This is a genomic window from Rhodococcus sp. NPDC078407, from assembly GCF_044542515.1.
GTDB lineage: Bacteria > Actinomycetota > Actinomycetes > Mycobacteriales > Mycobacteriaceae > Rhodococcoides.
Genome location: NZ_JBITUQ010000005.1, coordinates 19,431 through 31,264, shown reverse-complemented (window position 1 = coordinate 31,264; position 11,834 = coordinate 19,431). Strand labels below are relative to the sequence as shown.

Here is an 11,834-nt window from a genome sequence, read left to right as displayed (position 1 = left end):
TCACCAGCACTTTCGGAAGGTAACCATGCTCGACAAGCCACTCACCCCCGCCGGAGAACGCATCCTGACCGTGGCCAGCGAGCTGTTCTACGCACGTGGAATTCGTGCCGTCGGAGTGGACCTCATCGCCGAGGAAGCCGGCACCACCAAGAAGACCCTGTACGACCGCTTCGGCTCCAAGGACGGTCTGGTGCAGCGATACCTCACCCGCCGTTTCGGTCTGTGGTGCGACCACGTCACCCGGTACGTCGACGCCATAGAACCCGGTGACGGGCGCATCCTCGGGGTGTACGACGCCCTCGACCTGTGGATGCGCGACAACCATCGTGGCTGCGGATTCGTCAACGCGTTCGCCGAGTTCGGCGGCACCGACAGCCCGGTACTCGAGATCATCGAGGCCGAAAAGGCGTGGACCAGATCGTTGTTCGCACGTCTGGCCGCCGAAGCCGGATACGCCGAAGCCGAACAACTGGGAACGCGTTTGTCACTGCTGCACGAGGGCGCGGTGGTGATGGGAACAGCAGGTGGCCGCGATGATGCGATTTCGGTGGCGCGTGGTGTTGCTGCCGAGTTGCTCGCTGCGCTCGCAGTGGTGCGGGTGAGCGCCCCAGGGGGCACATAATCAAGCCACTGCGGAGCATCGTGTATTGTCTTCCAGGTTGTCTCGGCGAGGGTAGATCCACGATTTCCGGATCCACCGTTATCGACGCGGCTCGGCCCCGTTGGCCGCGCTCGTTCGTGTCCGCCCCGACGAGCTTGACCGCCCGACGAAGTACGCCGCACGAACCACAGATCAAATTTCAGGAGCATCGAGCACCATGGCATCGAAGGTAAACAATCTCACCGCGCAGGTCCGCACCGAATTCGGCAAGGGCGCAGCTCGCCGTACCCGCCGCGACGGCCTGGTTCCGGCTGTTCTCTACGGCCACGGCACCGATCCTCAGCACCTCGCGATCGACGCTCGCGCGTTCGCAGCCGTGCTGCGTAACGACGGCACCAACGCCGTGCTGACCCTCGACATCGCCGGCAAGTCGCAGCTGGCACTGACCAAGTCGATCGTCGTGCACCCGATCCGTCGCAGCATCGAGCACGCCGACCTCCTCGTCCTGAACAAGGGCGAGCGCGTCACCGTCGAGGTCAACATCATCGTCGAAGGCGATGCCGCTCCCGGCACCCTCGTCGTCACCGACTCGACGTACATCGAGATCGAGGCCGACGCTCTCGAGATCCCGGAGAACTTCGTCATCTCCGTCGAGGACAACCAGATCGACACGCAGTACTACGCAAAGGACGTCGAGCTGCCTGACGGCGTCACCCTGATCTCCGACCCCGAGCAGCTGCTCGTCAACGTCACCGAGGCACCGTCCGAGGAAGACCTCGAGGCCGAAGGCGAAGGCACCGAGCCGATCTCCGAGGAAGGCGAAGCCGAGACTCAGGAAGAGGCCGAGAGCCACGAGGAAAGCTCCGACGAGAGCTGATCCCCGCACCTGCACGCTCGACGACGCGCTGCTCCCACACCGGGAGCAGCGCGTCGTTCGTTTCGAAGGGCGTGATGAGACAATGGCGACCGTGAGTGTTGACCCCGAAGCGCCGGCCCTGATCGTCGGCCTCGGCAATCCCGGCCCGCAGTACGAAAAGACCCGCCACAACGTCGGTTTCATGGTCGCGGAGGCTCTTGCCGGACGCATCGGCGGGGCGTTCTCCTCGCACAAGAAGTCCAATTCCGACGTCGTGCAGGCACGTCTGGGTCGACGCTCGGTGGTGATCGCCAAACCGCGCACGTTCATGAACCTCTCGGGGCAACCGGTGGCGGCATTGGCTCGGTTCTTCTCCATCGACGCGGCGAACATCGTGGTGGTGCACGACGAACTGGACATCGATTTCGGCGCTCTACGACTCAAACTCGGCGGCGGCGAGGGCGGCCACAACGGACTGCGCTCGATCTCGCAGCATCTGAGCACCAAGGACTACCTGCGGGTGCGCGTCGGCGTCGGGCGCCCACCCGGACGAATGGATCCGGCGTCGTTCGTGCTCAAGCCGTTCTCGGCCGTCGAGCGCAAAGACCTCGGCGTCGTCGTCGAAGAAGCAGCGGACGCCGCTGAACTCGTGCTCTCCGCCGGACTCGAAGCCGCGCAGAACCGGGTGCACCCGCGCTGAACCGAGCGCCCCCAGTGCGAGGTGCGCGCCTGTTCTCGTCTCCGAGAGCATGCGCGCACCCCACAAAAAGGGTGTGGGGTCCCAGCCCCGCTCAGCTCAGCAGCGACGCCGAATTGGCCCGCCGCAACTTGCCGCTCGACGTCTTCGGAATGCTGCCAGGTCCCAGTACCGCAACGGTCCGCGGCCGCACCCCCACCTCCGAATGCACGGCGTGGATCACCTCGCGTTCGATGCGTTTGACCTCGTCCGGCTTGTCGATATCGTTGGTTTCGACTGCCACAGCGAAGCTTTCACGCTTGTCTCCTGCATCGAGCCGGATGGCGACGGCATTGCCCGGCCGCACCCCTGCGACGGTTCCCGCCGCCCGCTCGATGTCGGTGGGATAGATGTTGCGGCCGCCCATGATGATGACGTCCTTGATGCGTCCGCAGACCACCACCAGGTCTTCCTCGGTGATGTAGCCGACGTCGCCCGTGTCGAGCCAGCCGTCGGCGTCGAGCGGCGAGACCGGCCCCTCGACGGTGATGTACCCGGGGGTGACGGCCTTGCCGCGCACCTCGATGATGCCGACACCGCGGGCGGTGAGCACCTGCCCCTCCTTGTCGACGACACGCCCTTCGAGCCCGGGGACGAACTTGCCGAGCGTGGCCAGCGATCGGGTGTTGCCACGGCTGGCCGGAACCGCGCGACCCAGAGTCTCGAGCAGGTCCGCGTCGACGACGTCGATCACCTGACCGCGATCGGGATCCGGAATCGACACTGCCAGAGTCGTTTCCGCCATTCCGTACACCGGGGCGAGCGCCGACGGGTTCAGTTTGTACCGGGCACCTGCCTCTGCGAGGGCGATCATCGTGTCCGGATCGACCGGCTCGGCTCCGTTCCAGGCGTAGCGCAGGGTCGACAGATCCAGGTCCAGATCGTCCTCGGCCTGGCGTAAGCGACGAGCGAGCAGTGAGTACGCGAAATTCGGTGCTGCCGTGACGGTGCCGCGGTACTTGTGAATGAGCTTGGCCCACAACAGCGGTGAACGAAGGAAGTCCAGCGGAGTGATGCTGACGACCTCGGCACCGACCTGCATCGGCACCGACAGAAAGCCCACCATCCCCATGTCGTGGAACAGCGGCAGCCAACTGACCATCACGTCGGTCTCGACGTCGAACTCGATACGGTCGATCATCGCGTACGCATTGACATAGAAGTTCTCGTGCGTGATCCGCACTGCTTTCGGTGAACCGGTCGAACCCGATGTGAGCTGCTGCAACGCGATATCGGACTCCGCCGTCGGCACCGGATCGATATCGCGACCGGTCTTCATGTCCTCGATCTTCAACACGGTGATGCCGCGCTCCTCGAGCACCGGAGCGGCGATGTCGAACGGGGCTCCCAGGATGACGGCCCTGGCATCGATCATCCGCACGACGGTCTCGGTGTCCTCGCCCCACACTGCAAGATCGGTCCGCGGAGTCGGCTGATGCAACATCGTCACCGAGGCCCCGCGCATCCACGTCGCCTGGCACGCCGGTGCGATGTCCACCGGCTGACCGGCCAGGATGCCGATCGCATCTCCGTGTACGACGCCCGCGTCGGCCAATGCGCCTGCCATCCGACGCGCCTGCTCGTGGATTTCGCCCCAGGACTGTCGGAGCGCCTCGTCGGGCTCGCCGGTGACCAGACCTCGCTTGCTGGTGCTCGCCGTCTCGAACATCTCTTCGGTGAACTTGCTCAACGCACGTCTCCTCGTGAGGTAGTCCCGCCCCACCGAACACAGTAGGCAGTCCTGCCCTGCCCGCGAGGCACAACAGGCCGCGTATCCTGAGAACTCCCGGCAACCATGCCCGGTGCCCCTTGCCAGAAGAATGAGGTTTTCGTGAGTACCCCGTCCAGCACCCCCGACGTCGATGTAGCGCTCGAAGGGTCCGGACCGGCAGTGCCTGACGAATCCGGACCCTCTCGCAGCCCGGCCAAGGAACTCGAGACCGAGGTCGCGAGGCGTCGAACATTCGCGGTGATCTCGCACCCCGACGCCGGTAAGTCGACGCTCACCGAGGCACTCGCACTCCATGCCCGTGTCATCTCCGAGGCCGGAGCCATCCACGGTAAGGCCGGCCGCCGCTCCACCGTCTCGGACTGGATGGAGATGGAGAAGGCGCGCGGCATTTCGGTGAGTTCCACTGCACTGCAGTTCAATTACCACACAACCCCCGATGCCGAGATCACCAACGTCATCAACCTCGTCGACACCCCCGGCCACGCCGACTTCTCCGAGGACACCTACCGCGTGCTCACCGCCGTCGACGCGGCAGTGATGCTCATCGACGCCGCGAAGGGCCTCGAACCGCAGACCCTCAAGTTGTTCCAGGTATGCCGGCAGTTCGGCATCCCGGTCATCACCGTCATCAACAAGTGGGACCGGCCGGGCCAGTCACCACTGGAACTGCTCGACGAGATCGAATCGCGGATCGGCCTCACCCCGACGCCGTTGTACTGGCCTGTCGGCATCGCCGGCGACTTCCGCGGGTTGCTCGACGTGCAGGACGGCAGCTACATCCGATTCACCCGCACCGCGGGCGGCGCGACCATCGCGCCGGAGGAATTCATGTCGGCCGAGGCCGCCGCCGAACGCGAGGGCGTCGACTGGGACACCGCCGTCGAGGAGAGCGATCTGCTGATCTCGAGCGGTCAGCAGCACGATCAGGAGATGTTCCTGGCCGGTCAGACATCGCCGGTGATCTTCGGCTCGGCGATGTTGAACTTCGGTGTCCGGCAGATTCTCGACACCCTGGTGGCCCTGGCCCCCGCGCCGGGACCCCGTGAAGACGCCACGGGCGGCGTGCGCAAGGTGACCGATCCGTTCAGCGCCGTGGTGTTCAAGGTGCAGGCGGGCATGGACACCGCTCATCGAGATCGACTTGCCTTCATGCGCGTGGTGTCGGGCGTCTTCGAGCGCGGAATGGTGGTCACGCACGCCCAGACCAAGAAGCCGTTCACCACCAAGTACGCCCTGACGGTATTCGGCCGCGACCGCACGACGGTGGAGAACGCCTACCCCGGAGACATCGTCGGCCTCGTCAACGCGACCGCACTCGCCCCCGGCCACACCCTGTACTCCGACAAGAAGGTCGAGTTTCCGCCGATCCCGTCGTTCGCACCCGAGCATTTCTCGGCCCTGCGCGTCGACAGCGCGGACAAGTACAAGAAGTTCCGCCGTGCAGTCGAGCAACTCGATTCCGAGGGCGTGGTTCAGGTGCTGCGCAACGACATTCGCGGCGACGCATCGCCGGTGCTTGCCGCCGTCGGACCGATGCAGTTCGAGGTGGTCACCGCGCGCATGAAGACCGAGTTCGGCGTCGACGCCCGGATGGAACCTCTCGGCTACTCCTTGGCCAGGCGGACCGACGCGGCATCCGCCGTCGAGCTGGGTCGTCAGCGTGGGGTCGAGATATTCACCCGCACCGACGGCGCACTGTTGGCCTTGGTCAGCGACAAGTGGCGACTGCAGTACCTCCAGAAGGAAATGCCCGAGCTGACCCTCGAGCCGCTCGTCGCAGCGGGCGATCAGTAGTGCTGTCGGTCATTCCGCAGGCTCCACTCCTGTCCCGGTGCTGATCGAGCTGCTCGATGCCGAATTGAGTGTGTTCGGCCAGCCCGTGCTGTGGCGCGAAGTGGTCGGCAACGGCTTCGGGTTGCTGTCGGCGATAGGCGGGATGCGACGCGTCGTATGGGCGTGGCCGGTGGGCATCATCGGAAATGCGTTGCTGTTCACCGTCTTCATGGGAGGCGTGTTCCACACTCCGCAGGCACTCGATCTCTACGGTCAGGCCGGACGCCAGCTGATGTTCATCGCCGTGAGTGTCTACGGGCTGGTGCGCTGGATGCGAGATTCCCAGCGATCGGGGGACGCGGTGCTTCCGCGATGGGGCACTGCCCGAGAGCGCGCTGCGATGCTCGTGGTCGCGGTCGTCGGCACGGTGGTGTTCGCGCAACTCTTCGGCTACCTGGGCTCGTTCGGCAAGTGGGCCGATGCGTGGATCTTCACCGGATCGATGCTCGCCACCTTCGGGATGGCGCGCGGCCTCACCGAGTTCTGGCTGATCTGGATCGCGGTGGACGTGGTCGGTGTGCCGCTGCTCATCGTGGCCGGCTTCTATCCATCCGCGGCTCTCTACCTGGTGTATGCCGCGTTCGTGGCCTGGGGATTCGCCGTGTGGTTAAGGATCCAAAACAAATACATCGGTCAAAAAATGGCATCTTAAACAATCGTGATGCTACTCTCGCAGGGTCCGAACAAACTTAGAGTACGTTTTGACGTGCTCTACGCCGAGTTACGCGTCCTGATCGATATCCGATCGTGACATCTCGGCGCGGAACCACCTGGGAACACGATGAAGTGGAAGACGACATGACAAAGGGAACGAACTACCCACTGGCCGGGATCAAGGTCGGTGGCGCTCCTGCGCATCGTTTGGCGACGCCGCCGAAGTCCGACTCCACGTCGTCCACCAGTGCCCGCACCGATTCTTCGGCGGCAGCGCCCGCCGAGAAGGCGGTCGAGGTCGTCACCACCGAGAAATCGGCCGTAGCGTCCACGCCCACCGAGAAGGCGTCCGCAACAACGCCTGCACCAACAACGTCGTCCGTCACGGATTCAACGCCCGCCCGCGGCGATCGACGTCGTCCAGAGAAGCCCGCCACGGAATCGAACGAGGTTGAAGTGACTACAAGCGATCAGATCTCAGAACACGGCCTGCCCACCAACGGGCGCTCCACGTCGCACGGATCGACCGCCGGCTCCACGCCGTCGCTCGGCCGCGGCCAGGCACCCGACCGTCGCACGGCCATGGGCGTCGCCTCGGTGCGCATCGCAGGCCGGTTGACCCAGAACGAGCTCGGCAGCCGCACCGGCGACATCCGCACCCCCGACACCTCCGTCGGCCCCGACGAGTTGCTGCAGCTTCTCGGTGAGTACCTCGTCTCGGGCGGCCTGCAGAACCCCGAGATCCACGTGCGTTCCAACGGCCAGACCATCGTGCTGGACCTGCAGAACCCCGCCAAGGGTTACCGCTGACCCCAGTCGGTCACAACAGCTGTTGGAAGGCCTCTGGTCGCACCATCTCGAGCACCAGAGGCTTCCACTGCGGCGCACGGTCCTTGTCGACCAGCACCGCACGCACACCCTCGGCGAAGTCCGGCTCGGTGATGATCCAGGTTGCTACCCGCAACTCCCGATCCAAACACTCACGTAACGTGCTGTCGGCTCCCGCTCCGATCAACGCGTCGGTGGCCATCAACGACGTCGGCGACAACGTCGCCAGTTGAGTCTTGGTGGTTCGCGACCACGGTGTGTCACAGTGCAACGCGTCGATGATGTCGACGAGAGACTCCTTCTCGAACACCGCTGCCACCGCGTCCGCGTCGAACGACAGCTCCGTCGTCGACGGTGCCGTGGTGTGACGCTCCAGCGCGTCCTCGATATCGATGCCGGCGAGAATATCGGCTTTCAGCTTGTCCACTACCTCGCTCGGGCAGAAGTGCGTTGCCAGTCCGAGCGCAAGCGCATCGGGTCCGGTGATACGCGTACCCGTCAACGCAAGATAGCGCCCGACACGACCGGGCAGCCTCGACAGAAAGAAGCTCGATCCCACATCGGGCACGAACCCGATCGCGGTCTCCGGCATCGCCAGTACCGCGTTCTCGGTGACGACGCGAATGCTGCCGTGGATCGAAATACCCAGACCTCCGCCGAAGGCCGCTGCCTCGATGACGGCGATGTACGGCTTGGGGTAGTCGGCGATCAGTTCGTCGAGATCGTATTCAGCGGCGAAGTACTGCGGACCGGCATCGTTGTCGCCCTCGACGACGGCCTGCCGAATCGCCTTGATATCTCCACCCGCGCAGAACGCGCGCGGTGAACTACTGGTGACCAGAACCGAGGTGACCGCAGGGTCGTCGCGCCATGCATCGAGAGCGGCCCGAATACCGTCGATCATGGCACCGTTCAACGAGTTCAAGGCCTCCGGCCGATTGAGAACGATGTGCCCGACACCGCCGGAAACCTCGGCTTCGACAACGGCCACTGTTGACTCCTTCGCACGCGGATCGTTCGACGCGTAACAGTAGCGCGCTACTCGCGAGACTCGACCGATCGCGGACGCGCGTCACCGGGGATGTCGGCAGGTCGACACGGACGCTCTTCTGCGGTGAACCATCCGCGATACAGAAACAGCTGGCCGAGCACCGGGCTCTCGACCTGGATTTCGATGCGGTGGCGTTCTTCCGCCGCGTCCCACCACTCCCGACCGATCGTCACCGCCGACGCCACCTTCGGCAATTTCGGTGCCAAAGGGCCGAGCAGGAATCTCGGCACTTCGCTCTCGAGAATCAGTCCGCCGTCGTCGTCGACCTCGCAGCGGGTGTGCACCACCATGTCCGACGAAAATCCCAGGTAGTCCAGGGCATAGTCGTTGGACTCGGCCGAGGACACCATCACCGAGTTCATCCCCTGCGGACGGCCGGCGAAGGCGAAGCGGCGCACGAAAGACATTGTCTCGCGGCCCAATTCGTCCACATACGCGTAATTGGCGATGGTGAACGGCACGTCCGTACCGACACCCGCAGGAAAGAGTCCGCGCTTGCGTCCGGCCCACAGCAACGGCGGCGGCACCAACCGAGAGTGCGTCATCTCCTCCATCACGCCCACCCCGAACTGGGCAAGATGGTCCGAGGATTGCAATCCGAAGCGCCACTGAACCTTGGGATGAAGACGGGAAAAATCCGAACCGAGTACTTCCGCGACCACCGATGCCATGTGTCCAGTATGCGCTGCGCGCACGTGAGCGAAACTTCGTAGCAGACTGCGGATCAGGAGTGGAACCTGCGGAACGACCCATTATGCAGCCAGTCACATGCCGCAGGCTCTACTCCAATTCGGCAGCCAATTCCATCCATCGTTCCTCGGCGACGTCCTTGTCGGCGAGAACCTGCTTGAGTTCGGTGTCGAGCGCAACGAGCTTGTCCGGCGCCGTAGCTGCTTCGGAGAGCTCGGCGTGCAATTCGGTCTCCCGCTTGGAGAGCCGGATCACGAGCTTCTCGAGTTTGCTGAGCTCCTTGCGGGCCGCGCGCTCCGAGGCTGCGTCACGGGTCGCCTTGCGCGGCACAGCGCCCGTGGTCAACGAATCCGGTGTGGCCTCGGCCGCAAGAACCGCGCGGCGACGCAGATACTCGTCGATGCCGCCGGGCAGGTTGGTGAGCTTGCCGTCGCCGAACAGTGCCCAGGTCGAATCACAGATGCGCTCGATCAGATAGCGGTCGTGACTGATGACGACGAGAGTGCCCGCCCAGCCGTCGAGGATGTCCTCGAGCTGCTGGAGGGTGTCGATGTCGAGGTCGTTGGTGGGCTCGTCGAGCAACAGCACGTTCGGCTCGGCCATCAACACTCGCGTGAGCTGCAGACGACGCCGCTCTCCACCGGAAAGATCGCCGACGGGGGTGCGCTGCCGCGCCGGGGTGAAGCCGAGGCGCTCCGCGAGCTGCCCGGCGGATATTTCACGGTCGCCCAGCGTGATGCGCTCGGCCACCTCCTTGACTGCGTCGAGAACCCGCAGCTTCTTGGGGAGATCGTCCAGTTCCTGCTTCAGCCACCCGATCTTGACGGTCTGGCCCTGGATGCGCTTACCCGCAGCGGGCTGCAGTTCACCGGCGAGCGTGCGGAGCATCGTCGTCTTGCCCGAGCCGTTGACGCCGACGAGACCGACGCGCTCCCCGGGAGCCAGACGCCAGGTGAAGTCCTTGACCAGTTCCCGGCCGTCGGGGGTCTCGAGGCGCGCGTCCTCGAGTTCGATGACGACCTTGCCGAGACGGCGCTGAGCGAAGGAAGACAACGCGACGGAGTCACGCGGGGCCGGTACGTCGGCGATCAGTGCCTCGGCCGCCTCGATGCGGTACTTCGGCTTGGAGGTACGGGCGGGTGCGCCGCGGCGCAGCCAGGCCAGTTCCTTACGGGCGAGGTTGCGTCGACGCTCCTCGGACGCATCGGCCTGGCGAGTCCGCTCGGCGCGGGCGAACACCCAGTCGTTGTAGCCACCCTCGTAGGCCTCGACGCCTCCGCCGACCACTTCCCACGTGCGATTGGCGACGGTGTCGAGGAACCAGCGATCGTGGGTGACGACCACCAACGCACTGCGGCGGCTGACCAGATGAGCGGCCAGCCACTGCACGCCCTCGACATCGAGGTGGTTGGTGGGCTCGTCGAGCACCAGCAGATCCAGATCCTGAACGAGGGCCGCTGCCAACGCGACTCGTCGACGCTCACCACCGGACAGGTTGTCGATCGGCGCGTCGAGTCCCGAACTGCCCGCCGGTCCGAGATCGGCGATGCCGATACCGGTCAGGATGTTGCGCACCCGAGAATCGCCGGCCCACTCGTGCTCGGCCATGCCCAGTGGATCGAGAACGACCTGACCGACAGTGGACCCGGGGGGCAACACCCCGCGCTGGGTGACGACGGCCATCCGCAGGCCGTTCACCCGGCTGACGCGACCCGAATCGGGCGGCTCGATGCCCGCGAGAACCTCGAGGGTGGTGGTCTTACCGCCTCCGTTGAGGCCGACCATGCCGATGCGTTCGCCTTCCTGCACGCCGAGCGAGACGCCGTCGAGCAGGGGTTTGACGCCGAAGGACTTGCTGACGTTTTCGAGATTGACGAGATTGACCATCAGGAAAAACCAATCGATTCATTAGTGACAACACGAGCACCGGGAACCGGTCCGCTCGCAACACGGACGGTGCGGCACACGCCGGCACCGGACAATTCAGCACTCACCGACACCGCCGCGTCGGCGTCGGCGCACAGGAACGCACAGGTGGGGCCCGAGCCCGAGACGATGCCTGCCAACGCGCCGGCGGTAACCCCCGCGCGGAGGGTGCGACGCAGTTGCGGCATCAGCGACACCGCAGCGGCCTGCAGATCGTTGCCGAGCAGCGGTGCGAGTGCTCGAGCATCGCCGGACGCGAGCGCATGCATCAGGTCTTCCGTACCGCCGAGACGAGGCGGACTCCCTTTGGCACGCAACTCGTCGAGCTCGTTGTACACCGCCGGTGTCTGCAGACCGCCCTTGGCCAACGCCAGCACCCAATGAAAGCTGTTGCGCGAGAGCACCGGTAGCAACTTCTCACCGCGCCCGGTTCCCACCGCCGTGCCGCCGTGCAACGAGAACGGCACGTCGCTACCCAGTTCTGCCGCGACCTCGTCCAGCTCGTCACGAGAGAGCTCGAGATGCCACATTGCATTGAGCGCCACCAGCGTCGCGGCTGCATCGGCACTCCCGCCCGCCATGCCCCCGGCCACCGGAATGCCCTTGTCGATGGTGATCTCCACCGACGGCTCACGGCCGACTCGACGCCCCAGCAACACTGCAGCTTTCCAGACCAAATTTCGCGAGTCCGTGGGAACCACCTTCGCGTCGTCCCCGCGCACCCGAACCGAGAGCGACGGGGCCGGAATCACCGACAGCTCGTCCGACAGCGAGAGCGCCTGAAACACCGTCGTCAGCTCGTGAAAACCGTCGGGACGCAGGTCACCGACCGCGAGGTGCAAATTCACCTTCGACGGGGCCCGAACGACAACGGGTGTAGGAACGACAGACAGCACGAGTAACCACAGTAGTGGAGAAACAGCGGCC

At 65.0% G+C, this 11,834-nt stretch carries 12 protein-coding genes; 6 read left to right on the top strand and 6 right to left on the bottom strand.

The window, feature by feature from the left end:
* Positions 1-25: 25 nt before the first annotated feature.
* From ACIGGF_RS07440 to pth, 3 genes are all read left to right on the top strand, one after another.
* On the top strand, positions 26-622 hold the full coding sequence (locus ACIGGF_RS07440; protein WP_397520751.1) for a TetR/AcrR family transcriptional regulator: 597 nt from the start codon (positions 26-28) through the stop codon (positions 620-622).
* A 196-nt stretch (positions 623-818) separates the two neighbouring features.
* On the top strand, positions 819-1,478 hold the full coding sequence (locus ACIGGF_RS07435; RefSeq protein ID WP_397520750.1) for a 50S ribosomal protein L25/general stress protein Ctc: 660 nt from the start codon (positions 819-821) through the stop codon (positions 1,476-1,478).
* A 91-nt stretch (positions 1,479-1,569) separates the two neighbouring features.
* Entirely contained in the window at positions 1,570-2,157 is a 588-nt protein-coding gene (gene pth, locus ACIGGF_RS07430) for an aminoacyl-tRNA hydrolase (protein WP_397520749.1), read from the top strand.
* Between the two features lie 91 nt (positions 2,158-2,248).
* Here pth and ACIGGF_RS07425 read toward each other — a convergent pair whose 3' ends face one another.
* A complete protein-coding gene (locus tag ACIGGF_RS07425) occupies positions 2,249-3,883 on the bottom strand; it encodes a fatty acyl-AMP ligase (RefSeq protein WP_397520748.1) in 1,635 nt (544 codons plus the stop codon).
* Between the two features lie 201 nt (positions 3,884-4,084).
* Here ACIGGF_RS07425 and ACIGGF_RS07420 point away from each other — a divergent pair, with 201 nt between their 5' ends.
* Together ACIGGF_RS07420 and pnuC are read left to right on the top strand one after the other, a co-directional pair.
* Positions 4,085-5,719 (top strand): peptide chain release factor 3, encoded by a 1,635-nt coding sequence (locus tag ACIGGF_RS07420; protein WP_397520897.1) that lies wholly within the window; start codon positions 4,085-4,087, stop codon positions 5,717-5,719.
* 37 nt (positions 5,720-5,756) lie between these two features.
* Positions 5,757-6,410, top strand: a complete 654-nt coding sequence (pnuC, locus tag ACIGGF_RS07415) for a nicotinamide riboside transporter PnuC (protein WP_397520747.1) — start codon at positions 5,757-5,759, stop codon at positions 6,408-6,410.
* Positions 6,411-6,573: 163 nt separating this feature from the next.
* Here the strand turns inward: pnuC and ACIGGF_RS07410 are convergent, their stop codons facing one another.
* Entirely contained in the window at positions 6,574-6,798 is a 225-nt protein-coding gene (locus ACIGGF_RS07410; protein ID WP_397520746.1) for a hypothetical protein, read from the bottom strand.
* Positions 6,799-6,868: 70 nt separating this feature from the next.
* Between ACIGGF_RS07410 and ACIGGF_RS07405 the strand changes: the two genes are divergently transcribed.
* Positions 6,869-7,222 (top strand): hypothetical protein, encoded by a 354-nt coding sequence (locus ACIGGF_RS07405; protein ID WP_397520745.1) that lies wholly within the window; start codon positions 6,869-6,871, stop codon positions 7,220-7,222.
* A 10-nt stretch (positions 7,223-7,232) separates the two neighbouring features.
* Here ACIGGF_RS07405 and ACIGGF_RS07400 read toward each other — a convergent pair whose 3' ends face one another.
* From ACIGGF_RS07400 to ACIGGF_RS07385, 4 genes are all read right to left on the bottom strand, one after another.
* The gene (locus ACIGGF_RS07400; protein WP_397520744.1) at positions 7,233-8,231 is read right to left on the bottom strand and encodes an enoyl-CoA hydratase/isomerase family protein; all 999 of its coding nucleotides are present in this window, start codon (positions 8,229-8,231) and stop codon (positions 7,233-7,235) included.
* Between the two features lie 47 nt (positions 8,232-8,278).
* Positions 8,279-8,962 (bottom strand): DUF4166 domain-containing protein, encoded by a 684-nt coding sequence (locus tag ACIGGF_RS07395; RefSeq protein ID WP_397520743.1) that lies wholly within the window; start codon positions 8,960-8,962, stop codon positions 8,279-8,281.
* A 109-nt stretch (positions 8,963-9,071) separates the two neighbouring features.
* The gene (locus tag ACIGGF_RS07390) at positions 9,072-10,868 is read right to left on the bottom strand and encodes an ABC-F family ATP-binding cassette domain-containing protein (protein ID WP_397520742.1); all 1,797 of its coding nucleotides are present in this window, start codon (positions 10,866-10,868) and stop codon (positions 9,072-9,074) included.
* Positions 10,868-11,803 (bottom strand): 4-(cytidine 5'-diphospho)-2-C-methyl-D-erythritol kinase, encoded by a 936-nt coding sequence (locus ACIGGF_RS07385; RefSeq protein WP_397520741.1) that lies wholly within the window; start codon positions 11,801-11,803, stop codon positions 10,868-10,870. Before ACIGGF_RS07385 ends, ACIGGF_RS07390 begins: the two co-directional genes overlap by 1 nt.
* Positions 11,804-11,834: the final 31 nt, after the last annotated feature.

Bases quoted from the DNA above. Each gene is read 5' to 3' on its own strand.
- ACIGGF_RS07395 (WP_397520743.1), bottom strand. From the start codon at position 8,962: ATGGCATCGGTGGTCGCGGAAGTACTCGGTTCGGATTTTTCCCGTCTT.
- ACIGGF_RS07390 (WP_397520742.1), bottom strand. From the start codon at position 10,868: ATGGTCAATCTCGTCAATCTCGAAAACGTCAGCAAGTCCTTCGGCGTC.
- ACIGGF_RS07440 (WP_397520751.1), top strand. From the start codon at position 26: ATGCTCGACAAGCCACTCACCCCCGCCGGAGAACGCATCCTGACCGTG.
- ACIGGF_RS07435 (WP_397520750.1), top strand. From the start codon at position 819: ATGGCATCGAAGGTAAACAATCTCACCGCGCAGGTCCGCACCGAATTC.